The 22,739-nt window shown below is 61.8% G+C and carries 20 protein-coding genes (1 of these 20 running past the window's edge); 16 read left to right on the top strand and 4 right to left on the bottom strand.

Annotation, left to right across the window (positions count from 1 at the left end; genetic code table 11):
- Nucleotides 1-42 precede the first annotated feature (42 nt).
- Complete coding sequence (gene secA / locus J3P73_RS22255; RefSeq protein ID WP_130675824.1) at nucleotides 43-2,760, bottom strand: preprotein translocase subunit SecA; 2,718 nt, start codon at nucleotides 2,758-2,760, stop codon at nucleotides 43-45.
- Nucleotides 2,761-3,006: 246 nt separating this feature from the next.
- Between secA and J3P73_RS22250 the strand changes: the two genes are divergently transcribed.
- From J3P73_RS22250 to J3P73_RS22225, 6 genes are all read left to right on the top strand, one after another.
- Nucleotides 3,007-3,888 carry a peptidylprolyl isomerase gene (locus tag J3P73_RS22250; protein WP_064247730.1) on the top strand — a complete coding sequence of 294 codons (882 nt, stop codon included), beginning with the start codon at nucleotides 3,007-3,009 and terminating at the stop codon, nucleotides 3,886-3,888.
- Nucleotides 3,889-4,002: 114 nt separating this feature from the next.
- Nucleotides 4,003-5,244: a bifunctional glutamate N-acetyltransferase/amino-acid acetyltransferase ArgJ gene (gene argJ / locus J3P73_RS22245; RefSeq protein ID WP_130656340.1), complete on the top strand. Its 1,242-nt coding sequence runs from the start codon at nucleotides 4,003-4,005 to the stop codon at nucleotides 5,242-5,244.
- Entirely contained in the window at nucleotides 5,225-6,031 is an 807-nt protein-coding gene (locus J3P73_RS22240) for a GNAT family N-acetyltransferase (RefSeq protein ID WP_130675823.1), read from the top strand. The genes argJ and J3P73_RS22240 overlap by 20 nt, the downstream gene beginning before the upstream one ends.
- Nucleotides 6,028-6,441 (top strand): 8-oxo-dGTP diphosphatase MutT, encoded by a 414-nt coding sequence (gene mutT / locus J3P73_RS22235; protein ID WP_012759141.1) that lies wholly within the window; start codon nucleotides 6,028-6,030, stop codon nucleotides 6,439-6,441. The genes J3P73_RS22240 and mutT overlap by 4 nt, the downstream gene beginning before the upstream one ends.
- 126 nt (nucleotides 6,442-6,567) lie before the next feature.
- Nucleotides 6,568-6,885, top strand: a complete 318-nt coding sequence (locus J3P73_RS22230) for a hypothetical protein (protein ID WP_003543245.1) — start codon at nucleotides 6,568-6,570, stop codon at nucleotides 6,883-6,885.
- A 74-nt stretch (nucleotides 6,886-6,959) separates the two neighbouring features.
- Entirely contained in the window at nucleotides 6,960-7,127 is a 168-nt protein-coding gene (locus J3P73_RS22225) for a Flp family type IVb pilin (RefSeq protein WP_024323594.1), read from the top strand.
- A gap of 15 nt (nucleotides 7,128-7,142) precedes the next feature.
- Here J3P73_RS22225 and J3P73_RS22220 read toward each other — a convergent pair whose 3' ends face one another.
- Nucleotides 7,143-8,027 (bottom strand): methyltransferase domain-containing protein, encoded by an 885-nt coding sequence (locus J3P73_RS22220; protein ID WP_018069210.1) that lies wholly within the window; start codon nucleotides 8,025-8,027, stop codon nucleotides 7,143-7,145.
- Between the two features lie 77 nt (nucleotides 8,028-8,104).
- Here J3P73_RS22220 and J3P73_RS22215 point away from each other — a divergent pair, with 77 nt between their 5' ends.
- Genes J3P73_RS22215 through J3P73_RS22200 form a run of 4 tightly spaced genes read left to right on the top strand, consistent with a single transcriptional unit; the run spans nucleotide 8,105 to nucleotide 10,465 of the window.
- The gene (locus J3P73_RS22215; protein ID WP_018069209.1) at nucleotides 8,105-8,881 is read left to right on the top strand and encodes a ComF family protein; all 777 of its coding nucleotides are present in this window, start codon (nucleotides 8,105-8,107) and stop codon (nucleotides 8,879-8,881) included.
- 33 nt (nucleotides 8,882-8,914) lie between these two features.
- The gene (grxC, locus tag J3P73_RS22210; RefSeq protein WP_018069208.1) at nucleotides 8,915-9,172 is read left to right on the top strand and encodes a glutaredoxin 3; all 258 of its coding nucleotides are present in this window, start codon (nucleotides 8,915-8,917) and stop codon (nucleotides 9,170-9,172) included.
- Nucleotides 9,173-9,182: 10 nt separating this feature from the next.
- Nucleotides 9,183-10,040 (top strand): carbon-nitrogen hydrolase family protein, encoded by an 858-nt coding sequence (locus J3P73_RS22205; RefSeq protein ID WP_130692823.1) that lies wholly within the window; start codon nucleotides 9,183-9,185, stop codon nucleotides 10,038-10,040.
- Nucleotides 10,037-10,465, top strand: a complete 429-nt coding sequence (locus J3P73_RS22200) for a DUF1178 family protein (RefSeq protein ID WP_024323593.1) — start codon at nucleotides 10,037-10,039, stop codon at nucleotides 10,463-10,465. The genes J3P73_RS22205 and J3P73_RS22200 overlap by 4 nt, the downstream gene beginning before the upstream one ends.
- A gap of 29 nt (nucleotides 10,466-10,494) precedes the next feature.
- Here J3P73_RS22200 and ubiG read toward each other — a convergent pair whose 3' ends face one another.
- Nucleotides 10,495-11,241 (bottom strand): bifunctional 2-polyprenyl-6-hydroxyphenol methylase/3-demethylubiquinol 3-O-methyltransferase UbiG, encoded by a 747-nt coding sequence (gene ubiG / locus J3P73_RS22195; RefSeq protein ID WP_130665168.1) that lies wholly within the window; start codon nucleotides 11,239-11,241, stop codon nucleotides 10,495-10,497.
- Nucleotides 11,242-11,538: 297 nt separating this feature from the next.
- On the opposite strand from ubiG, the gene J3P73_RS22190 reads away from it, so the two are divergent.
- From J3P73_RS22190 to clpB, 6 genes are all read left to right on the top strand, one after another.
- Nucleotides 11,539-12,813, top strand: coding sequence for an aspartate kinase (locus J3P73_RS22190; protein WP_011653679.1), 1,275 nt, complete (start codon nucleotides 11,539-11,541; stop codon nucleotides 12,811-12,813).
- A gap of 89 nt (nucleotides 12,814-12,902) precedes the next feature.
- Entirely contained in the window at nucleotides 12,903-15,170 is a 2,268-nt protein-coding gene (gene ptsP, locus J3P73_RS22185) for a phosphoenolpyruvate--protein phosphotransferase (RefSeq protein WP_018069204.1), read from the top strand.
- A 29-nt stretch (nucleotides 15,171-15,199) separates the two neighbouring features.
- The gene (prfA, locus tag J3P73_RS22180; RefSeq protein WP_018069203.1) at nucleotides 15,200-16,279 is read left to right on the top strand and encodes a peptide chain release factor 1; all 1,080 of its coding nucleotides are present in this window, start codon (nucleotides 15,200-15,202) and stop codon (nucleotides 16,277-16,279) included.
- On the top strand, nucleotides 16,276-17,136 hold the full coding sequence (prmC, locus tag J3P73_RS22175; protein WP_130692821.1) for a peptide chain release factor N(5)-glutamine methyltransferase: 861 nt from the start codon (nucleotides 16,276-16,278) through the stop codon (nucleotides 17,134-17,136). The genes prfA and prmC overlap by 4 nt, the downstream gene beginning before the upstream one ends.
- Before the next feature lie 342 nt (nucleotides 17,137-17,478).
- Nucleotides 17,479-18,234: a DUF4167 domain-containing protein gene (locus J3P73_RS22170; protein WP_130692819.1), complete on the top strand. Its 756-nt coding sequence runs from the start codon at nucleotides 17,479-17,481 to the stop codon at nucleotides 18,232-18,234.
- Between the two features lie 251 nt (nucleotides 18,235-18,485).
- Nucleotides 18,486-21,086 carry an ATP-dependent chaperone ClpB gene (clpB, locus tag J3P73_RS22165; protein WP_018069199.1) on the top strand — a complete coding sequence of 867 codons (2,601 nt, stop codon included), beginning with the start codon at nucleotides 18,486-18,488 and terminating at the stop codon, nucleotides 21,084-21,086.
- A gap of 114 nt (nucleotides 21,087-21,200) precedes the next feature.
- Here clpB and J3P73_RS22160 read toward each other — a convergent pair whose 3' ends face one another.
- Nucleotides 21,201-22,739, bottom strand: partial view of a M23 family metallopeptidase gene (locus tag J3P73_RS22160; RefSeq protein WP_027689391.1) — the 3' portion only. Its footprint extends 402 nt past the window's final position; 1,539 of the gene's 1,941 nt are visible here — the last part of the coding sequence; its start codon lies off the right edge, out of view; it ends in the stop codon at nucleotides 21,201-21,203.

Raw genomic sequence — 22,739 nt, 5'->3', positions numbered from 1 at the left:
CCGCCCGGAGGCGGCATTTTCGCGGATCTTTGCGGACTTGCCTCAGACCTGCTCGAAGGCGCCGTGGCAGTGCTTGTATTTCTTGCCGGAACCACAGGGGCAGGTCTCGTTGCGGCCGACCTTGCCCCAGGTGGCTGGGTCATCCGGGTTGCGGTTTTCAGGCGAAACGATGACTTCCGACGCCTGGTAGATCGCCGGGGCGAAATCGTCCTCGCCGGTCGTCGGATCCAGGTGATGGGCCTGCATCAGCGGCGGTTCAGGCTCGGCAGGGGCCTGCTGCACCAGTTCGACGCGCATCAGCTGGGCGGTGACGGCCTCGCGCAGATTGTTGAGCAGCGCGGTGAAGAGCTCGAAGGCCTCCGACTTGTATTCCTGCAGCGGATCGCGCTGGGCATAGCCGCGGAAGCCGATGACGGAGCGCAGATGGTCGAGGTTGACGATGTGCTCGCGCCAGAGATGATCAAGCGTCTGCATGACGATCGAGCGTTCGACATAATGCATGATGTCGTCGCCGAAACGCTCGGCCTTTTCCGTGAAGGCCGCATTGGCGGCTTCCGTCAGGCGCTCGCGGATATCGTCCTCGCCGATGCCTTCTTCCTTCACCCAGTCCTCGACCGGCAGGTCGAGATTGAGGATGTTCAAAGCCCCGGTCTTCAGGCCGGCGGCATCCCATTGTTCGGCATAGGCGCGCTCTGGAATATGCTTGTCGACCATGTCCTCGATCACTTCACGGCGCATGTCGGAAACGGTCTCGGAAATATTGGTCGATTCCATCAGTTCGAGGCGCTGCTCGAAGACCACCTTGCGCTGATCGTTGAGAACGTCGTCATACTTCAGGAGGTTCTTGCGGATATCGAAGTTGCGGGCTTCGACCTTCTTCTGGGCGCGTTCCAGGGCCTTGTTGATCCAGGGATGGACGATCGCCTCGCCTTCCTTGAGGCCGAGCTTGGTCAGCATGCTGTCCATGCGGTCGGAGCCGAAGATGCGCATCAGGTCGTCCTGAAGCGAGAGGTAGAACTTCGAACGGCCGGGGTCGCCCTGACGGCCGGAGCGGCCGCGCAGCTGGTTGTCGATGCGGCGGCTTTCATGGCGTTCGGTGGCGATGACGTAGAGGCCGCCGGCTTCGAGCGCTTTTTGCTTGAGTTCCTTGATCTCCTCGATGATCGCCTGGATCCGGGCGTCACGCTCCGGACCGGCTTCGACTTCGCCAAGTTCGCGCTCAATGCGCATGTCGAGGTTGCCGCCGAGCTGGATGTCCGTGCCGCGGCCGGCCATGTTGGTGGCGATGGTGATGGCACCCGGCACGCCGGCCTGGGCGACGATATAAGCTTCCTGCTCGTGGTAGCGGGCATTCAGCACCTTGAAGTCGTCGAAACCCTGCTTGCGCAGGCGCTCGGCGAGCAGTTCCGATTTCTCGATCGAGGTGGTGCCGACCAGCACAGGCTGGCCGCGCTTATGGGCGTCGAGGATCTCCTCGATGATCGCCTTGAACTTCTCGTCGAAGGTCCGGTAGACCTCGTCATCCTCGTCGAGGCGCTTGATCGGCAGGTTGGTCGGGACCTCAATGACATCGAGATTGTAGATATTGGCGAATTCTTCCGCTTCCGTCTGCGCCGTGCCGGTCATGCCGGCGAGCTTGTCGTACATGCGGAAGTAGTTCTGGAAGGTGATCGAGGCCAGCGTCTGGTTTTCCGGCTGGATCTGCACCTTTTCCTTGGCTTCGAGCGCCTGGTGCTGGCCTTCCGAATAGCGGCGGCCCGGCATCATGCGGCCGGTGAACTCATCGATGATGACGACTTCGTCGTTGCGGACGATATAGTCCTTGTCGCGCTGGAAGAGCTTGTGGGCCTTCAGCGCGTTGTTGACGTGGTGGACGATCGCAACGTTCTCGATGTCGTAGAGCGCGTTGCCCTTCAAGAGGCCGGCCTGGCGGAGCAGGTTTTCCAGCTTCTCGGTGCCCTCTTCGGAGAAGTTGGCAGAGCGCTGCTTCTCGTCGATCTCGTAATCGCTGGGCACCAGCAGCGGAATGTAGGCATCGATCGTATTATAGAGTTCGGAGCGGTCGTCGAGCGGGCCGGAGATGATCAGCGGCGTGCGCGCCTCGTCGACGAGGATCGAGTCAACTTCGTCGACGATCGCGAAGTTGTGGCCGCGTTGGACCATCTGGTTCTTCTCATACTTCATGTTATCGCGCAGATAATCGAAGCCGAGTTCGTTGTTGGTGGCGTAAGTAATGTCGCAGGCATAGGCCGCGTGCCGTTCCTCGTCGGAGAGGCCGTGGACGATGACGCCGGTGGTCATGCCGAGGAAGCCGTAGACGCGGCCCATGTTGGCGGCATCGCGCTGGGCGAGGTAATCGTTGACGGTGACGACGTGCACGCCCTTGCCGGAAAGCGCGTTCAGATAGACCGGCAGGGTGGCGACGAGTGTCTTGCCTTCGCCGGTCTTCATCTCGGCGATCGCATTCGAATGCAGGATCATGCCGCCGACCAGCTGTACGTCAAAAGGTCGCAGGCCGAGAACGCGGCGCGAGGCTTCGCGCACGACGGCAAAGGCCGGGATCAGAATGTCGTCCAGCGTCTTGCCCTCGGCGAGCAGGGCGCGAAACTCCACGGTCTTTGCCGCGAGCTGCTCGTCCGTCAGGGCCTTCGTCTTCTCTTCGATAGAGTTGATGGCAGTGACGTTCGGCTGGAAGGACCGCACGCGGCGGTCGTTGGAAGACCCAAATAACTTGCGGGCTATACCGCCAAAGCTGACCATATGACTGGCCCTTTCTCAATATTCATCCCCGGCGTTTCTTGTTCGCGGCCCAGCCGAAAATCAGGCGCGCGCCTTAAAACGCCCGGAAACTGTTCTGGACGCGAGGTTGCGTGACAGATAAGAGGGGGGTCGAATGATGTCAACGGATTTGGCGGATACAGAAAGGCCACAATCCGATGTTGATGGCTATTTTGGGCTGGATTCAGGGGATGCTGAAACCGGCAATGTAACTGTGAAGGGTATTTCATGTTGAGCACCAACAAACTTGCCGTTCTGGCGTTCGCAACTTTTGTTGCGCTCCAGGCTCCGGCCTATGCCGATGACGCCGTCATCGCCAAGGTCGGCACTCTGGAGATCCACCAGTCGGAACTCGACCTCGCCGTCGCCAATCTCGACCCGCAGCTGGCACAGCTTCCCGATGACCAGAAGAAGGTCGCAGCCCTTTCCGCCGCCATCGACGTCAAGCTGCTCGCCGCCGATGCTGCGGCCGAGAAGCTCGATCAGACCGACGAATTCAAGAAGCGCATGCAGTATCTCACCGACCGCGAGCTGCACAATGCCTATTTCAAGAAGCATGTCGTCGACATCGTGACGCCTGACGAAGTCAAGGCCCGCTACGACAAGGAAGTCGCTGCCCTGCCGAAGCAGGAGGAAGTCCACGCCCGTCACATCCTCGTCAAGACCGAGGACGAAGCCAAGGACATCATCAAGCAGCTCGACGCCGGCAAGGATTTCGCCGAACTCGCCAAGGAAAAGTCCACCGATCCGAACAAGTCGGAAGGCGGCGATCTCGGTTATTTCTCGCGCGGCCGCATGGTCAAGGAATTCGAAGATGCAGCCTTCGCGCTTGAGAAGGGCACCTACTCCAAGACGCCGGTCAAGACCGATTTCGGCTTTCACGTCATCAAGGTCGAAGATAAGCGCGATGCCCCGCCGCCGCCCTTCGATCAGGTGCAGGATCAGGTTCGTCAGCTCGTCATGCGCGACAAGTATCTTGCGCTTCTGAACCAGGCGAAGGCCTCCGCCAAGATCGAGATCACGGACGAGACGCTGCGCAAGGGTTACGACCAGGCCAACAAGCAGCCGGAGCCGGGCAGCGAGCCCGTCGCGCCGGCGCCGCAGCAGTAATAATAGTCGCCTAGGGCCCGGTTCTTCCGGGCCCTTCACTATCGTGGTTGTCGCATTTCCGGACGGCGAACCGGTTTCCAATTCGCCTGGAAATGCTCATTGGCAGGTCTCATCATGTCCGGTTCCGTCTCTCCGCTTGCTCCGAAATCCTTCGTCTCGATGCCACCGCTGCGCGGTGTGCGCATGGCGACGGCTTCCGCTGGCATCAAGTACAAGAACCGTACCGACGTGCTGATGATGGTCTTCGACAGGCCGGCGACCGTCGCAGGCGTTTTTACCCGTTCGAAGTGCCCGTCGGCGCCGGTCGATTTCTGCCGCGCCAACCTCCCCCATGGCAGCGCCCGCGCCGTCGTCGTCAACTCAGGCAATGCCAATGCTTTCACTGGCCTGAAAGGCCGCCAGGCGACCGCGCTGACGGCGAAATCGGCTGCCGCTGCCGTCGGCTGCGCCGAAAACGAGGTCTATCTGGCCTCGACCGGCGTCATCGGCGAGCCGCTCGATGCCACCAAATTTTCAGGCGTTCTGGAACGGATGCAGGTCGAAGCGACCGGCGATTTCTGGTTCGAGGCCGCCAAGGCGATCATGACGACCGACACCTATCCGAAGGTTTCCACCCGCAGCGCCGAGATCGGCGGCGTGGCCGTGACGATCAACGGCATCGCCAAGGGCGCCGGCATGATCGCGCCTGATATGGCGACGATGCTCTCCTTCGTCGTCACCGATGCCGACATCGCGCCTGCCGCGCTGCAGGCGCTTCTGTCTGACGGCGTCGGCCCGACCTTCAATTCCATGACCGTCGACAGCGATACCTCCACCTCCGATACGCTGATGCTGTTTGCGACGGGTGCGGCGGCCGAGGACGGCCAGGCCCGCATCGAACGCGCCGATGATCCGCGCCTTGCCGCCTTCCGAGCCGCACTCAACGAAGTGCTGAAGGATCTGTCGCTGCAGGTGGTGCGGGACGGCGAGGGCGCCACCAAGATGCTCGAAATCACGGTGACGGGTGCAGAGAGCGACGCCGCTGCCAAGCGTATCGGGCTGTCGATCGCCAATTCGCCGCTGGTCAAGACGGCGGCCGCCGGCGAAGACGCCAATTGGGGCCGTATCGTCATGGCCGTCGGCAAGTCCGGCGAGATGGCCGATCGCGACCGGCTCGCCATCTGGTTCGGCGACATCAGGGTCGCCGTCAATGGCGAGCGTGATCCCGATTATTCCGAGGAGGCGGCCTCGAACGTCATGAAGGCGCAGGATATCCCCGTCAAAGTCGATATCGGGCTCGGCACCGGCACGGCAACCGTCTGGACCTGCGACCTCACCAAGGAATATGTTGCGATCAATGGCGACTATCGGAGCTGATCGTTCATTGGCGCAGGCATCCATTTCCTCACACAATCTGCCGCTGGTCCGCAGGCTGGAGGCCGTCGGCTTTCGTGCCTGGCCCGCGGCATCCGTGCAATATGACGGCAGCTGGCAGGTGCGGCTGACGGCCGGTCACCCGTCCAACCGGCTGAATTCGATCGTGCCGCTCGATCCTTCGGATCATCGCGACGTCGAAATCCGCCTGGAAAAAGCGCGCCGGAAGTTCGAGGCCTATGGCCGCGCCGCCGTGGTCCGCCAGACGCCGCTTGCCTCGCCGGTGCTGATCGAACTTCTACGCGCGCAGAACTGGACGTGCTTCGACGAGACGGTGGTGATGACCTGCGACCTTGCCGAGGCGGAGCTGCCCGATACGCTCGACCACCTGCCGACCCATGATGTCGGCCGTTTCGTCGACGCCAATCTTGCCGTCGAACGAGCGCCACTGAGGCTGAAGCCGGCGCTTGCCGAAATCATTTCGGCGATCAAGCCGCCATCCGGCCTGTTCATGATCGAGAACGCGGCGGACGGCCCGCTTGCGACCGTGCTCTGCGTCCAGGACAACGACCTTGCCGGAATCATGTCACTTTCGGTCTCCGAGGCGCGGCGGCGCGAGGGGCTTGGCATCGAAATCCTAACCTCGGCGCTACGCTGGGCGCGCATGCGTAGCGCCCGTTCGGCCTGGCTGCAGGTGAAGCTGTCCAACCGCCCGGCCATCGCACTTTATGAGCGCCTCGGTTTTCGCGACGCCTATCATTATTGCTATTGGCAAAAGGAGCCGCGATGAGCGAGGCGGGCCGGAAGATATTGCTGGTCGCCGCCTGTGCGCTGATCGATGCCGACGGGCGTATCCTGTTGGCACAGCGCCCCGAGGGAAAGTCGCTCGCCGGGCTATGGGAGTTTCCCGGCGGCAAGGTCGAGCCGGGTGAGACGCCGGAGGAAACACTGGTGCGCGAGCTCGAGGAAGAACTCGGCATCAACACCAAGATCGCCTGCCTGGCGCCGCTGACCTTCGCCAGCCACTCCTACGAGACCTTCCACCTTTTGATGCCGCTTTATATCTGCCGGCGCTATGAGGGCATTCCCCAGGGCCGCGAGGGTCAGGCGCTGAAATGGGTGCGCCCGCAGGCGTTGCGCGATTATCCGATGCCGCCGGCCGACGAGCCGCTCATCCCGATGTTGCAGGATTTACTTTAGCATTGTCTGATTATTATTGTGCCACACCGTTTTCGGCTGTGGATATTAATGGATCGTTTAACACCTTCTGCCAAAGATCGGCCTCAATCAAGCATCTGGCGTGCGTGTATTAAAAGGCTTGACGTCATGGACGATGATTTCTGGAAAGCTGTCCGGGAAAAGGAACGGGCCTCGTCTGCCTCGCGCAGGACGGGTGCGCTGAATATCGCCCTTCTGTTCGGCACGGCGGTGGTCGCGCTGACGCTCATCCTGACGCCAATGCTTGCGGATTCCTCGAAGAAAAGCGTCTTTGCCAGCGCGCCGGCGGATTTCGATACGATCACGACAGGATCAATCCCGAAGAGCGAAAGCGGCAAGCGTTATACGATCCGCCGCAGCGTCCTCCAGGATACGCCAGGCTCGGTCTGCGTCGTCCAGGGCTACGGCGTCGGCGCCGGTTGCTGAAGAATGCCGGCCGTCGCCCGATGGTCGTGGAATTGGTCGTTTGCTGTCGGTTTCGCTCAGAGGGTCGCGTAATAATGCGTATTTTGAAAGCATTTCTTGCTGATAACAGAGGTGCGACGGCAATTGAGTATGGCTTGATCGCCGCCCTCATTTGTGGCGCGCTCGTCTCTGGTCTCGGGGTCTTCACCGGCGCCTTGCAAGACGTCTTCAACGTGATCAACAACAATATGACGGTGAATTGAAGAAGCAGCCGGCCCTTACTGCTTGAGCTTGTGTTCGTCCACCTTCAGTGCATCGGCAAGGCGCGCCTTGGCCGAACCTGGCCTGAGCGGCTTTTGCTGGCTCTCATGGGCAGACCATCCCGAGACATAGATGATCGAGAAGGTGGCGCGGATACGTCCGTCGGGATCGGAATAACGTTCGGCGTAGATCTCCGCTGCGCGCAGGAAGAAGGCGCGCGTCAGCGGCATCCGGGCGCGGGCTGCAAGCGGATTGCTCATGCCCATCGCTCTCAGATCCCGCATCAGCGGAAAGAGCGAATCATATCGCACCGTATAGTTCTCCGCATCGATCACCGGCAACGTGAAGCCGGCGCGCTGCATGAGGCTGCCGACATCGCGCACATCAGCGAAGGGGATGACACGCGGGCTTGCGCCACCCGTCATCTCGACCTCGGTGGCCAGCAGCACATCGCGCAGTTCCTGCAATGTGCCGGCGCCGGAGATCGCGGCCATGAACAGGCCGTCCGGCTTCAGGGCGCGGCGGATCTGGATGAAGACACCCGGCGTATCGTTGGTCAGATGCAGGCTGAGCGGCGCAAGGATAAGATTGGCCGATTGCGGTTCGAGCGGCACATCCTCCAGCGGCGCCTCGATCAAGGTTTCGCCCGGTCCGGCATAGGCCTTCTCGCTTTCGATGCGGATCATCGTGCCGATTTTGCCCGTCGCTAGCGCGGCACGGGCGGCAGCACCGGTTGCGCCATGCAGTTCGACGGCGGTCTCGAAGGTCCGCTCGACCACAGTAAGCCTCTCTGCCATTTCCTCAGCGGCAATGTCGAGCAGGAAGGCGGCTTTCGGGTCGTTGTTTACAAGCGCACGATGGCGATGTGCGGCGATCAGGGCGCTGTCGAAGATCGTTTCCATGGCGATGTCCTTAGTCCCGCGCCGTCTGTGCGGCAAGACGATTTTCCTTTCGTGGAGAACGCGCTAGTCTCTGCGGCATGGGGCCAATCGAATTGAAAAGACCGGCAGAATTCTTGCGGACGCATCTCTTGCGGCCGTTTTCGGCGCTTGCCGATTTCTTTTATCCGCCCGCCTGTTCCGTCTGCGGCATTTCCACAGGCGGCCATCGCGGGCTCTGTGCGAAATGTTGGTCCAGTATCCGCTTCATCGAACGGCCCTATTGCGAGGTGCTCGGCATTCCCTTCTCGCACGATCTCGGCGCCGGGATCCTCAGCGCCGAGGCGATCGCCAACCCGCCGCCCTTCGACCGGCTGCGGTCGGCTGCGACCCACGATCATGCGGTCCGTGATCTCGTCCATGGGCTGAAATATCGCGATCGTACCGATCTGGCGCCGATGATGGCCGCCTGGATGCTGCGCGCCTCCGACGAAACCGTCGAACGTTGCGATGCGCTGATCCCGGTGCCGTTGCACCGCACCCGCATGCTGTCGCGCAAGTTCAACCAGGCAGCAGAGCTTGCCCGCCACATGGCAAAGCTCTCGGGCAAGCCGCTGCTTGCCGCCACGCTTATTCGCGTCAAGCGCACCAGCCAGCAGGTCGGCCTTGGCGCAAAGGCGCGCGAGGACAATGTCAGGGGCGCTTTCGCGATTGCCAAGGGTTGCGAAAACGACATTTTCGGCAAGCGCATCGTGCTGGTCGACGACGTCTATACAACAGGGGCGACGGTCGCTGCCGCAACCCGCGTGCTGCGCAAGGCAGGTGCCCTCGACATAACGGTTTTGACCTTTGCAAGGGCTCTTCCCGAGCCTATATGACAGACATACCCCGGCATCCGTCTGGAGATCTTTATGGTACCCGTCACTATCTATACACGGCAGTTTTGCGGTTATTGCAGCCGCGCCAAGTCCCTTCTCGAAGAAAAGGGCGTCGAATATGTTGAGCACGACGCGACCTTTTCGCCGGATCTTCGCCAGGAGATGATCGGCAAGGCAAACGGCCGTACCACCTTTCCGCAGATATTCATCGGCACCGATCATGTCGGCGGTTGCGACGATCTCTTTGCACTCGATCGGGCCGGCAAGCTCGATCCGATGCTTGTTGCCTGAGGAAAAACCGATGAGCTTCAAGGCCGCCGCCGTCCAGATGTGCTCCGGGGTTGATCCCGTAAAGAACGCCGCCGCCATGGCGCGCCTAGTGCGCGAGGCCGCAGCCCAGGGCGCGACCTATGTGCAGACGCCCGAGATGACCGGCATGCTACAGCGTGACCGCCCAGCGGCGCATGCCGTGCTTGCCGACGAAACGGACGACATCATCGTCAAGACCGGTTCGGAGCTTGCAGTCGAACTCGGCATCCATATGCATGTCGGCTCGACGGCGATCGCGCTTGCCGACGGCAAGATTGCCAATCGCGGTTTCCTCTTTGGCCCCGACGGCAGGATCCTCAATCGTTACGACAAGATCCACATGTTCGACGTCGACCTCGACAATGGCGAGAGCTGGCGTGAAAGTGCTGCCTATACCGCCGGCTCGGAGGCGCGCGTGCTGTCGCTGCCCTTTGCCGAAATGGGCTTCACCATCTGCTACGACGTGCGTTTCCCGGCGCTTTTCCGTGCCCAGGCGGTGGCCGGCGCCGAGGTGATGACCGTTCCTGCCGCCTTCACGAAGCAGACCGGTGAGGCGCATTGGGAGATACTTCTCCGGGCGCGGGCGATCGAGAACGGCGTCTTCGTCATCGCCGCCGCTCAGGCCGGCCGGCATGAGGACGGCCGTGAGACCTTCGGCCATTCGATGATCATCGATCCATGGGGCACGGTGCTGGCCTCGGCCGGCGCCACCGGCGAGGCGGTCATCGTCGCCGAAATCGATCCCGGCGCAGTCAAGGTTGCGCACAACAAGATCCCGAACCTTAGGAACGGCCGGGAATTCTCGGTCGAAAAGATTGCGGGGGCAGTCGCCGGAGGCGTCGCCGCTTGATCCGCTATTCGCTCACCTGTGACAATGCTCATGAATTCGAAGGCTGGTTTTCGGAAGGCGCGGATTTCGACCGTCAGGTCGCGACCGGTTTTCTGACCTGCCCGGTCTGCCATTCCGCCGCCATTTCCAAGTTGCTGATGGCACCCTCGGTCTCGACTGCGCGCAAGAAGGACGAAATGCAGACGCTGGCGATGGATGCCATGCGACGCGAGGCGCTGGAGAAGCTCAAGGAGGCCGTCGCCGCGGTCAAAGCCAATTCCGAGGATGTCGGCACGCAGTTTCCCGAGGAAGCCCGTAAGATCCACTACGGCGAGGCGGATGCTCGCGGCATCATCGGCCAGGCGACATTCGACGAGGCGCAGGCGCTTCTGGAAGAGGGTATCGAGATCGCCGCCATTCCTGTTTTGCCGGAAGACGTCAACTGACAGAATAGCCGGCTCAATGATCGTGGGAACTATGCCGGTCGCTTTGCCACCAGCATATAGTTCACATCCATATCCCTGGACAGGTTCCACTGGTTCGATAGCGGATTGAAGAAAACGCCGGTACGGTCGGTGATCTCGAGGCCGTTTGCGGCCAGCGGCTTTTTCAGTTCTTCAGGGCGCACCAGCTTTTCATACTGATGGGTGCCGCGCGGCAGCCAGCGCAGAATGTTTTCGGCGGCGAAGATCGCAAGGGCCGCCGCCTTCATCGTGCGGTTGATGGTGGCGACGAAGATTAGGCCGCCGGGGCGGACCATTTTCGCGCAGGTCGTCATGAAGAACTCGACGTCGGCGACGTGTTCCACCACTTCCATGTTCAGCACGATATCGAAGGTCTCGCCGGCGTCGGCGAGTTCCTCGGCGGTGACGGCGCGGTAGTCGACCGAAACGCCGGAGGCCTTCGCGTGGGTCGAGGCGATGCCGATGTTCTTCTCGGAAGGATCGGCGCCGGTGACGGAGGCGCCCATGCGGGCGACAGGTTCCGACAGCAGGCCGCCGCCGCAGCCGATGTCGAGCACGCGCAGGCCTTCCAGCGGGCGAGCGTTTTTCGGATCACGGCCGAAATTCTCGCAAGCCTTGTCCCTTATATAGGTGAGGCGGACGGGATTGAACTTGTGCAGCGGTCGGAACTTGCCGGTCGGGCTCCACCATTCCGCCGCCATCGCCGAGAAGCGGTCCACTTCGTCCTGGTCAATCGTGCTTCTGGCGGTTTCCGTCATCGTCCACTCCTTCATTCGCTAAATGTGAAGTCGGACGATCAGGGGCATAAGTCAAGGGCGCAGATCGGGGGACCGACGAGCGCGGAGCCGCTCGCCAATAGCTTTTTTCGCGCGCGCTTGCCTCCCCCCGCCAAACTCGCTAAGAGACGCCGCAACTTGGGGCCTTTGGGGACCTGGGCTTTTAGAGCGGTTCCAGAAGTTGGTAATCCGGCTCTTTGGCCAAGCGGTCTGCCCCAGAGCTTTCGTGATGCCGGATCCGCTTTTCCGCTTTCCCGGCGCCAGTCATGGTAGAGGCATATGGCACGCATCGTAATGAAATTCGGCGGGACGTCCGTCGCTGACCTGGACCGCATCAAGAACGTTGCCCGGCATGTGAAACGCGAAGTCGATGCCGGGCACGAGGTAGCGGTGGTGGTATCGGCAATGTCCGGCAAGACCAATGAGCTGGTCGGCTGGGTGCAGGGCACGCCGAAGGTGATCGGCGCCAATTCTCCGTTTTACGATGCACGGGAATATGATGCGGTGGTCGCCTCCGGCGAGCAGGTAACCTCGGGCTTGCTGGCGATCGCCTTGCAGGCGATGGATATCAATGCGCGCTCCTGGCAGGGATGGCAGATCCCGATCCGCACCGACAACGCTCATGGCGCGGCGCGGATCATGGAGATTGACGGCTCCGACATCGTCAAACGGATGGGCGAGGGCCAGGTTGCCGTCATCTCCGGCTTCCAGGGATTGGGACCCGACAACCGCATCGCAACGCTCGGGCGCGGCGGATCGGACACGTCGGCCGTCGCCATCGCGGCAGCTGTCAAGGCGGATCGCTGCGATATCTATACGGATGTCGACGGCGTTTATACGACCGATCCGCGTATCGTGCCGAAGGCTCGCAGGCTGAAAAAGATCGCCTTTGAGGAAATGCTCGAAATGGCCTCGCTCGGCGCCAAGGTGCTGCAGGTGCGCTCGGTCGAGCTTGCCATGGTGCACAAGGTGCGCACCTTCGTGCGCTCGTCATTCGAAGATCCCGATGCTCCGGGCATGGGCGATCTGTTGAACCCGCCCGGAACGCTGATTTGTGACGAGGATGAAATCGTGGAACAGGAAGTAGTTACCGGCATCGCCTATGCCAAGGATGAGGCTCAGATCTCGCTTCGCCGTCTTGCCGACCGGCCGGGCGTTTCCGCCGCCATCTTCGGGCCGCTTGCCGAATCCCATATCAATGTCGACATGATCGTCCAGAATATCTCCGAGGACGGATCGAAGACCGACATGACGTTCACCGTGCCATCGGGCGACGTCGAGAAGGCGATCAAGGTGCTCGGCGACCATAAGGAGAAGATTGGCTACGATGTCGTGCAGAACGAATCGGGGCTGGTGAAAGTGTCGGTCATCGGCATCGGCATGCGCAGCCATGCGGGCGTCGCGGCGACCGCGTTTCGTGCACTTGCCGAAAAAGGCATCAACATCAAGGCGATCACCACCTCCGAGATCAAGATTTCCATCCTGATCGACGGTCCTTATGCAGAACTCGCTGTCAGGACTTTGCATTCCTGCTACGGTCTGGATAAGAATTGATTCCCAGTGGGCGGCCTGCCCCTTCAGGTTGAGGAGACGAAGGCCGGCCCGCCGGGACTGAGTGCGTTGTTTCGGGAGCTTGAGACGCCATGAGAGACCTTTCCGGTGGTCCGCGCGTGCTGCTCAGGCGGCTGCGCGAGTTGATGGCGGAGCCGCTGGAGCCGCAGGAGCGTCTTGACCGGATCGTCCGCCAGATCGCCGGCAACATGGTGGCGGAGGTCTGCTCCGTCTATGTGCTGCGCGCCGACGGCGTGCTCGAACTCTATGCCACCGAAGGCCTCAACCGTGAGGCCGTCCACCTGGCGCAGCTGAAGATGGGGCAGGGCCTCGTCGGCACGATCGCGGCCTCGGCGCAGCCGCTGAACCTTTCCGACGCGCAGTCGCATCCTGCTTTCCGCTACCTGCCGGAGACGGGCGAAGAAATCTACCATTCCTTCCTCGGCGTGCCGATCCTGAGAACCGGGCGCTCGCTCGGCGTTCTTGTCGTGCAGAACAAGGCGAGCCGCAACTATCGCGAAGAAGAGCTGGAAGCGCTCGAAACAACGGCGATGGTGCTTGCCGAGATGATCGCCACAGGCGAACTCAAGAAGATCACCAAGCCGGGCCTCGAACTCGATCTGACGCGCTCGGTGACGGTTGACGGCGATACTTATAATGACGGCATCGGCCTCGGTTACGTCGTGCTGCACGAGCCGCGCATCGTCGTCACCAACCTGTTGAACGAAGATGCCGAGAAGGAAATCCGGCGGCTGGCCGAAGCCATGGGCTCGCTTCGGATTTCGATCGACGACATGCTGTCGCGTCGCGACGTCTCGATGGAGGGCGAGCATCGCGAGGTGCTCGAAACCTATCGCATGTTCGCCCATGACCAGGGCTGGGTGCGCAAGCTCGAGGAGGCGATCCGCAACGGCCTGACGGCGGAAGCGGCGGTCGAGAAGGTGCAGAGCGACACCAAGGCGCGGATGATGCGGTTGACCGACCCTTATCTGCGCGAACGCATGCATGATTTCGAGGATCTGGCGAACCGTCTGCTCAGACAGTTGACCGGTTATACCGGCCGGACGACCGCCGAAGGTTTCCCCAGCGACGCGATCATCCTGGCGCGCGCGATGGGAGCAGCCGAACTGCTCGATTATCCGCGTTCCAATGTGCGTGGGCTGGTGCTGGAAGAAGGGGCGGTGACGAGCCACGTGGTGATCGTCGCGCGCGCCATGGGTATTCCGGTCATCGGTCAGGCAGCGGGCGTGGTGGCGCTCGCCGAGAACGGCGATGCCGTGATCATCGACGCCGACGAGGGACATGTGCATCTGCGGCCGATGGCCGATCACCGGCGTTCCTACGAGGAAAAGGTCCGCTTCCGCGCCAGGCGGCAGGAGCAGTTCCGGGCGCTGCGCGCCGTCGAGCCGGTGACCAAGGACGGGCGGCGGATCGCGCTCATGATGAATGCCGGCCTGCTGGTCGACCTGCCGCAGCTTTCGGAATCGGGTGCCGAGGGCATCGGTCTCTTCCGCACCGAGCTGCAGTTCATGATCGCCTCCACCATGCCGAAGGCGGAGGAGCAGGAGCAGTTCTATCGCAATGTGATAAAGCAGGCGGCGGGCCGCTCCGTCACCTTCCGTACGCTCGACATCGGCGGCGACAAGGTGGTGCCGTATTTCCGTGGCCATGAGGAAGAAAATCCCGCACTCGGCTGGCGCGCCATCCGGCTGTCGCTCGACCGGCCGGGACTGTTGCGCACCCAGTTGCGCGCTCTGCTGAAGGCATCGGCCGACACCGAGCTGAAGCTGATGGTGCCGATGGTGACCGAGGTTTCCGAGCTGAAGATAGTGCGCGAGCTCTTGCAGAAGGAAGTGCAGCACCTCTCGCGCTTCGGCCACGGGCTGCCGCGCAAGCTGCAATTCGGGGCGATGCTGGAGGTGCCGGCACTGCTTTGGCAGCTCGATGAATTGATGGAGGCGGTCGATTTCGTCTCGGTCGGTTCGAACGATCTCTTCCAATTCTCGATGGCGGTCGATCGCGGCAATGCGCGGGTCTCGGACCGCTTCGATCCGCTCGGCAAACCGTTCTTGCGCATCCTGCGCGACATCGTGCGCGGGGCGGACCGGAACAAGACACCGGTGACACTCTGCGGCGAACTCGCCAGCAAACCCATCTCGGCAATGGCGCTGCTCGGCATCGGCTTCCGCTCGATCTCGATGTCGCCGGCCTCGATCGGACCGGTGAAGGCGATGCTGCTCGGGCTCGATGTCGGGGCGCTGACGAAGGCGATGGACGAGGTGCTGGACGATCACCACGCCTTGATGCCGATGCGCGAGGTGCTTGCCCGCTTCGCCGAGAGCCACAATATTCCCCTTTAGACAGGGATTAAGAAGAATCGGAGTGCAGGGTGGCGAAGCTTCCCGTTGAAAAGATGCGCGAGCTGGAACGTCGTTTCGGCGAGATCGAGGCGCGCATGTCGGCTGGCCCGGCTGCCGATGTCTATGTGAAGCTCGCATCCGAATATTCCGAGCTGCAGCCTGTCGTGACGAAGATCCGCGTCTATGAGAAGGCGATCGCCGAGCTTGCCGATCTCGAAACGCTGCTCGAGGACAGGTCCGTCGACCGCGAGATGCGCGACCTCGCCGAGCTGGAGCTGCCCGAGGTGAAAGAGCAGATCGAGGCGCTGGAACAGGAGATGCAGATCCTGCTTCTGCCGAAGGACGCAGCCGACGAAAAGAGCGCGATCCTCGAAATCCGCGCCGGCACGGGCGGCTCGGAAGCGGCCCTTTTCGCCGGCGATCTCTTTCGCATGTACGAGCGCTTCGCGGCGGAAAAGGGCTGGAAGGTGGAGGTGCTCTCGGCGAGCGAGGGCGAAGCCGGCGGCTACAAGGAAATCATCGCGACGATCACCGGTAGAGGCGTCTTCGCCAAGCTGAAATTCGAATCCGGCGTGCATCGCGTGCAGCGTGTGCCGGAAACCGAGGCGGGCGGACGCATCCATACGTCGGCCGCAACGGTTGCGGTGCTGCCGGAGGCAGAGGAGATCGACATCGAGATCCGGGCCGAGGATATCCGCATCGACACGATGCGCTCTTCGGGTGCGGGCGGCCAGCACGTCAATACGACGGACTCGGCGGTGCGCATTACCCACCTGCCGAGCGGCATCGTCGTCACCAGCTCGGAAAAATCGCAACACCAAAATCGCGCCAAGGCGATGCAGGTGCTGCGCTCCAGGCTCTACGATGCCGAGCGGCAGAGGGCCGACAGCGAGCGCTCTGCCGATCGTAAGAGCCAGGTCGGCTCCGGCGACCGCTCGGAACGCATCCGCACCTATAATTTCCCGCAGGGGCGGGTGACGGACCATCGCATCAACCTGACGCTCTATAAGCTCGACCGGATGATGGAAGGCGAGATCGAGGAGGTCGTCGACGCGCTGATGGCTGATTACCAGGCCAGCCAGCTGGCGCAGCTCGGCGAGCAACAATGAGCTCGACGGTCGCCGATATGCTTGCCGATGCGCGTCGCCGCTTCACCGAAGCAGGTATCGTCGACCCGGCGACCGATGCGCGGCTGCTTGTCGCGGGCCTTCTGAAACTGTCGCCGACCGAGCTGTTGACGCGATCGGCCGAGAGGCTTTCTGCTGAGCAGGCCGAATTGATTTTCAAGGCGCTGGAGCGGCGGCTTGCTCATGAGCCGGTGCATCGCATTCTCGGCGAGCGGGAATTCTATGGCCTGCCGCTTCGGCTCTCGGCGGAAACGCTGGAGCCGCGGCCGGATACGGAAATCCTGGTCGATACGGTTCTCGTCTATCTCAAAGACCTTGCAAAGGCGCAAAGCCGTCTCCATATCCTTGACATGGGAACCGGGACCGGGGCTATATGCCTTGCGCTTTTGAGCGAATGTCCTGATGCGTCAGGTGTAGGCAGCGACATATCGGCGGATGCACTTTTGACGGCAAGATCGAATGCAGAAAGAAACGGGTTGCAGGATCGTTTTCAGGCCATACAGTCGAGTTGGTTCGAGGACATCCAGGGATCCTTTCACGTGATTGTCTCAAATCCGCCCTATATTGCTTCCAATGTTATTCACGATCTCGCTCCCGAAGTGACCAAATTTGATCCGGCTGCGGCTCTGGATGGCGGCCCGGATGGGCTTGACGCTTACAAAGCCATCGCCAAGGATGCGGCAAGGTTCATCAGGCCCGATGGGGTCGTCGGACTGGAGATCGGCTACGATCAGCGAAACGACGTGACGGCGATCTTTGAAGCGAAAGGCTTCAGGTGCCTCAAATCCGTGAAAGATTATGGTCAGAACGACAGGGTGCTCGTGTTCGCGCTCGCGTGAAAGGCGATAATGCAGCACTGGACGAGACATTATTGTTATTGCGAAGAAAAGGCTTGGATTTCCCGGTGAAGCAATATAGGTTGCGGTCACGTGTTGGGCAGATAGGAATGAACGAGATTCGTTCGGTACTTGGTTTGCCTCGGGGGTCCGCTCTTTTAAACGAGAGTTTCAACGGTTGAACACGACCCAATGCGTGAATCAGTCAAACTGACTTGAGAACCAAGCGGCAGGTCGGCGCAAAGGCGCAGTATGCTCGCGGCACAAAGGTCCTGATCCGGTTTTCCGGTCATGGCGGTTGGTGCCATGTATCCATCACAAACAGAGAATTCAGGTGAACGATCTATGAGGCCAGGACAGCAGAACAAGCGCGGTCGAGGGCGTGGCAACAATAATAACGGCGGCGGAAATAACAATAACAACAATTTCAACCGCAAGGGCGGCAATCCGCTAACCCGGACCTATGACAGCTCCGGCCCCGATGTGAAGATTCGCGGTACTGCGCAGCATATCGCCGAAAAATACGCGCAGCTCGCCCGCGACGCCCAAAGCTCCGGTGACCGCGTGATTGCCGAGAACTATCTCCAGCACGCCGAACATTATAATCGTATCATCGCCAGTGCCCAGGCGCAGATGCAGGAACGCTTCCAGCGCGACGACCGCGGCGAGTACAATGATCGTGACGGTGCGGACCGCGACGGCGATGATATGGACAACAGTGACAATGAGAATGACAATGACGGCGACGATGTCGTTATCGTCCAGCCGCCGCAGAGCAGGCCGCACCAGCCGCAGCAGAGCAGACAGCACCAGCCGCAGGCACAGCCGAAGCCGGTAGCCGCTCAGGCGCCTGCACCGGCACCCCAGCCCGAGGTCATCGATGGAACCGGCCCGCAGCCGGAGATTGACGGCATTCCGGCCGAAGTCGCCATGGACGAGGAAGGTGCCGGCGGCCAGCCGCGCGAACGCCAGCCCCGCCGCCGCAGCACCGGCAGCCGTCCCCGTCGCCCGCGTCGCGGCGCTGAGGGCGAAGAAGCAGCCGCTGAAGGCGAGGGTGCCTCTGCCGAGGCGCCAGTGCTGGCTGAGGTCGCATCGGAATGAGGATTTCGCTTCCCCTTCAGGGAGAGCGTGACGTTCATGCCATCTGCTCGAATTAGCTTGAAAATCCCCGGCCTTGTGCCGGGGATTTTCATTTTATGGGCTCTTTAAACTCGCCGAACAGGCTACCATATTCTCCTCGAACTGCTTCGCCCAAATCTCAGACGGGCCAAGGGCGACCTGCCTTTTCAGGGGGTCGATCTCAATCATCGGTCTGCGCCTCGTCAGGGCAGGGCGATCCATGGAGGTAGAATATGAATATCGAGAAATATTCGGAGCGGGTGCGCGGTTTCATCCAGTCCGCCCAGACCTATGCGCTGGCGCAAGGTCACCAGCAATTTACGCCCGAACATGTGCTGAAAGTCCTGCTCGACGACGAGCAGGGCATGGCGGCGTCGCTGATCGAACGCGCCGGCGGCGATGCCAAGGCCGCCCGTCTTGCCAATGACGCGGCCCTTGCCAAGCTGCCGAAGATCTCCGGCGGCAACGGTAATATCTATCTGGCACAGCCGCTCGCCAAGGTGCTTTCGACCGCCGAAGAAGCGGCGAAGAAGGCCGGCGACAGCTTCGTTACCGTCGAGCGCCTGCTGCAGGCGCTGGCGATCGAATCCTCCGCCTCGACCTTTTCGACCCTGAAGAATGCCGGCGTGACGGCTCAGGGTCTCAATCAGGTCATCAACGACATTCGCAAGGGGCGGACGGCGGATTCCTCCAATGCCGAGCAGGGTTTCGATTCGCTAAAGAAGTTCGCACGCGATCTCACCGCCGAAGCCCGTGAGGGCAAGCTCGACCCGGTGATCGGTCGCGACGACGAAATCCGCCGCACCATCCAGGTGCTTTCACGCCGGACGAAGAACAATCCGGTTCTGATCGGCGAGCCCGGCGTCGGCAAGACGGCGATCGTCGAGGGCCTGGCGCTGCGCATCGTCAACGGTGACGTGCCGGAATCGCTCAAAGACAAGAAGCTGATGGCGCTCGACATGGGCGCGCTGATTGCCGGTGCGAAATATCGCGGCGAATTCGAGGAGCGGCTGAAGGCCGTGCTCAATGAAGTCCAGGCGGAAAACGGCGAGATCATCCTGTTCATCGACGAGATGCACACGCTGGTCGGCGCCGGCAAAGCGGATGGGGCGATGGACGCTTCCAATCTCCTGAAGCCCGCCCTTGCCCGCGGTGAGCTGCATTGCGTCGGCGCGACCACGCTCGACGAATATCGCAAACATGTCGAGAAGGATCCGGCCCTTGCCCGCCGCTTCCAGCCGGTCGTCGTCGACGAACCGACGGTCGAAGACACGATCTCGATCTTGCGCGGCCTGAAGGAAAAATACGAGCAGCATCACAAGGTGCGTATCGCCGATGCGGCGCTGGTGGCTGCGGCGACCCTTTCCAACCGCTATATCACCGACCGTTTCCTGCCTGACAAGGCGATCGACCTGATGGACGAGGCGGCGGCGCGGTTGCGCATGCAGGTTGATTCCAAGCCGGAAGAGCTCGACGAACTCGACCGCCGGATCATGCAGCTGAAGATCGAGCGCGAAGCGCTGAAAAAGGAAACGGACGTCGCGTCCGCCGACCGTCTGAAGCGGCTTGAATCCGAAGTGACCGATCTCGAGGAACAAGCCGATGCGCTGACTGCCCGCTGGCAGGCGGAAAAGCAGAAGCTCGGCCTTGCCGCCGATCTCAAGAAGCAGCTCGACGATGCCCGCAACGAACTGGCGATCGCGCAGCGCAAAGGCGAATTCCAACGTGCCGGCGAGCTGACCTACGGCGTTATTCCGGATCTCGAAAAGCAGCTCGTCGATGCCGAGAAGCAGGATGGCGATCGCGGCGCGATGGTGCAGGAGGTCGTCATCCCCGACAATATCGCCCATGTCGTTTCCCGCTGGACCGGCATTCCGGTCGACAGGATGCTGGAGGGCGAACGCGACAAGCTGCTTCGGATGGAAGATGAGCTGGCGAAATCGGTGATCGGCCAGGGCGATGCGGTGCAGGCCGTGTCGCGCGCCGTCCGCCGCGCCCGCGCCGGCCTGCAGGATCCGAACCGGCCTATCGGCTCGTTCATCTTCCTCGGTCCGACCGGGGTCGGCAAGACGGAGCTCACCAAGGCGCTCGCCCGCTTCCTCTTCGACGACGAAACGGCGATGGTGCGCATGGACATGTCGGAATATATGGAGAAGCACTCCGTTGCCCGGCTGATCGGTGCGCCTCCCGGCTATGTCGGTTATGATGAAGGCGGAGCGCTGACGGAGGCGGTTCGCCGCCGGCCATATCAGGTCGTGCTGTTCGACGAAATCGAAAAGGCGCATCCCGACGTCTTCAATATCCTGCTGCAGGTGCTGGACGACGGGCGTCTGACGGACGGCCAGGGCCGGACGGTCGATTTCCGCAACACGATGATCATCATGACCTCGAATCTCGGCGCCGAATATCTGACGCAGCTGAGGGACGGCGACGACAGCGACACGGTTCGCGAGCAGGTGATGGAGGTGGTGCGCGGGCATTTCCGGCCGGAATTCCTGAACCGCATCGACGAGATCATCCTCTTCCATCGCCTGAAGCGCGAGGAGATGGGCGCGATCGTCGATATCCAGCTGAAGCGGCTGGTGGCTCTGCTGTCCGAGCGCAAGATCGTCATCGACCTCGACGAGGAAGCCCGCCACTGGCTGGCGAACAAGGGTTACGATCCGGTCTACGGCGCAAGGCCGCTGAAGCGGGTGATCCAGAAGTTCGTGCAGGATCCGCTGGCCGAGCAAATCCTGTCCGGCCAGGTGCCGGACGGATCGACGGTGACGGTGACGAGCGGTTCGGACCGGCTGCAGTTCACGACGAGGCAGACGGTGAGCGAAGCGGCGTAAGCCGGTTTATCGAACGGATGGGAAATGGCGGCTTCGGGCCGCCATTTTCGTTTGGTGGCTTTTTTCGTTTGGTGGCGGGGGCGTCTCTTGAAGGGGAAGCAGCGTAGATGGACGCTACTTGCTCGCCACCTGGTCCGGCGTCTGGTTGTTCAGCAGCGTATCGATGCGCTTGCGCTCGTCTTCGAATTTCGCCAGCGCCTCGCCCTGCAGCGATTTGCCGCCCGGCAGGCGGATGCGCAGCGGATCGACCTTGGTGCCGTTGACGATCAGCTCGTAATGCAAGTGCGGGCCGGTGGATTCGCCCGTTGTGCCGACCCAGCCGATCACCTGACCCTGGCGGATCTTGGCACCGGGGACGACGCCCTTGGCAATGGCGCTCTGGTGATTGTAGGAGGATTCATAGCCGTTGGCATGGCGCACGATCGTCTGGTTGCCATAACCGCCGGAATCCCAGCCGGCTTTTTCGACCGTGCCGTTGCCGGCGGCGATGATCGCCGTGCCGCGGGGTGCAGCCCAGTCGACGCCGGTGTGCATGCGGGCAAAACCGAGGATCGGGTGGCGGCGCATGCCGAAGCCCGATTTGAAGATGCCGTTCGGCACCGGGTTGCGCAGCAGGAACTGGCGGATACTCTTGCCGTTCTCGTCGAAATAATCGACCGTGCCGTCCTCGGGGTCCTGGAAGCGGTAGAAGCGCGTCTGCGTATCGCCGAAACGGGCGTTGACGTAGAGCAGTTCGGAATCCTCGGTCGCCTGGCCGCCGCTGTCGGCGACGGAGAAGAAGGCCTCGAGACTGTCGGTCGGCCTCAGCTGTGCCTGGAAATCGACATTGCTGGCGAGCAGCTTGATGATCAGCGCCGTCATATCCTTGGTCATGCCGTAGGAAAGGGCGGCACGATAGATGCCGTCATAGACGCGCGGCAGGTTCTGGCCGGGGGGCGGTGCAAAGGAATTATCATCGAAGGCGGTGGCGATGGCATCCAGCATCGGCGGCTCGCTGCCGGGCACGTATCTGCCCTTGTCGTCGACGGCCACGGTGACGAGATGGCGCGTGCCGCGATAGACGCTGGCTCGGATGATCTTTGCCTGTTCGCCCTTCTGAATGATGCCGATGCGCAGCACATCACCCTTGTCGAGATCACCAGAACCCAGTTGCTGCGCGATATAGCCGGCAATGCCGTCGGCATATTGCTGCGGATAGCCTGAATCCGTCAGCGCCTTGGCGATGGGCGTATCGACGCGCACGGGCAGGATGTCGTCGGCGAATTCTTCGGTCTGCGGCGTGATCGATTCCGATGCGGAGACCGTCATGTTCTGTTCGAGGACGCGGGCGGACAGACCGGCGGTCAGATCGACGTCGGCGTCCTCGTTGGAGAAACGACGCGGATCGACGTAATAAAGGGCTGCGAGCTGCGTGTTGCCGTCGGTCAGCACCGAGCCGTTGGAGCGCACGTTCTCTTCAACCTCCTCGAGCGACAGGCCGGACGCCATCTGCATGCTGGTCTTGCCGGTCGGGAAGGGGATGGTCTTCAGGCTGACTTCGGATTCGACGTCGGAGCCGTAAAGCGCACCGGTGCGGCTTTGCGGCGCGGGCTGAGGCTCGTCGGCGGAAAAGATCGCCAGGGGATCGAAGTCGGGATAGTCCTCGGTCGCCAC

It is taken from the genome of Rhizobium ruizarguesonis (assembly GCF_017357285.1).
In the GTDB taxonomy this organism is placed as follows: Bacteria; Pseudomonadota; Alphaproteobacteria; order Rhizobiales; family Rhizobiaceae; genus Rhizobium; species Rhizobium ruizarguesonis.
The sequence above is the reverse complement of the archived record's forward strand: the minus strand, read 5'-3'. Positions and strand labels throughout refer to the sequence as shown.

Coding starts and splice junctions, on each gene's coding strand:
- secA (WP_130675824.1), bottom strand. CDS start 2,760: ATGGTCAGCTTTGGCGGTATAGCCCGCAAGTTATTTGGGTCTTCCAAC.
- J3P73_RS22250 (WP_064247730.1), top strand. CDS start 3,007: ATGTTGAGCACCAACAAACTTGCCGTTCTGGCGTTCGCAACTTTTGTT.
- argJ (WP_130656340.1), top strand. CDS start 4,003: ATGTCCGGTTCCGTCTCTCCGCTTGCTCCGAAATCCTTCGTCTCGATG.
- J3P73_RS22240 (WP_130675823.1), top strand. CDS start 5,225: ATGGCGACTATCGGAGCTGATCGTTCATTGGCGCAGGCATCCATTTCC.
- mutT (WP_012759141.1), top strand. CDS start 6,028: ATGAGCGAGGCGGGCCGGAAGATATTGCTGGTCGCCGCCTGTGCGCTG.
- J3P73_RS22230 (WP_003543245.1), top strand. CDS start 6,568: ATGGACGATGATTTCTGGAAAGCTGTCCGGGAAAAGGAACGGGCCTCG.
- J3P73_RS22225 (WP_024323594.1), top strand. CDS start 6,960: ATGCGTATTTTGAAAGCATTTCTTGCTGATAACAGAGGTGCGACGGCA.
- J3P73_RS22220 (WP_018069210.1), bottom strand. CDS start 8,027: ATGGAAACGATCTTCGACAGCGCCCTGATCGCCGCACATCGCCATCGT.
- J3P73_RS22215 (WP_018069209.1), top strand. CDS start 8,105: ATGGGGCCAATCGAATTGAAAAGACCGGCAGAATTCTTGCGGACGCAT.
- grxC (WP_018069208.1), top strand. CDS start 8,915: ATGGTACCCGTCACTATCTATACACGGCAGTTTTGCGGTTATTGCAGC.
- J3P73_RS22205 (WP_130692823.1), top strand. CDS start 9,183: ATGAGCTTCAAGGCCGCCGCCGTCCAGATGTGCTCCGGGGTTGATCCC.
- ubiG (WP_130665168.1), bottom strand. CDS start 11,241: ATGACGGAAACCGCCAGAAGCACGATTGACCAGGACGAAGTGGACCGC.
- J3P73_RS22190 (WP_011653679.1), top strand. CDS start 11,539: ATGGCACGCATCGTAATGAAATTCGGCGGGACGTCCGTCGCTGACCTG.
- ptsP (WP_018069204.1), top strand. CDS start 12,903: ATGAGAGACCTTTCCGGTGGTCCGCGCGTGCTGCTCAGGCGGCTGCGC.
- prmC (WP_130692821.1), top strand. CDS start 16,276: ATGAGCTCGACGGTCGCCGATATGCTTGCCGATGCGCGTCGCCGCTTC.
- J3P73_RS22170 (WP_130692819.1), top strand. CDS start 17,479: ATGAGGCCAGGACAGCAGAACAAGCGCGGTCGAGGGCGTGGCAACAAT.
- clpB (WP_018069199.1), top strand. CDS start 18,486: ATGAATATCGAGAAATATTCGGAGCGGGTGCGCGGTTTCATCCAGTCC.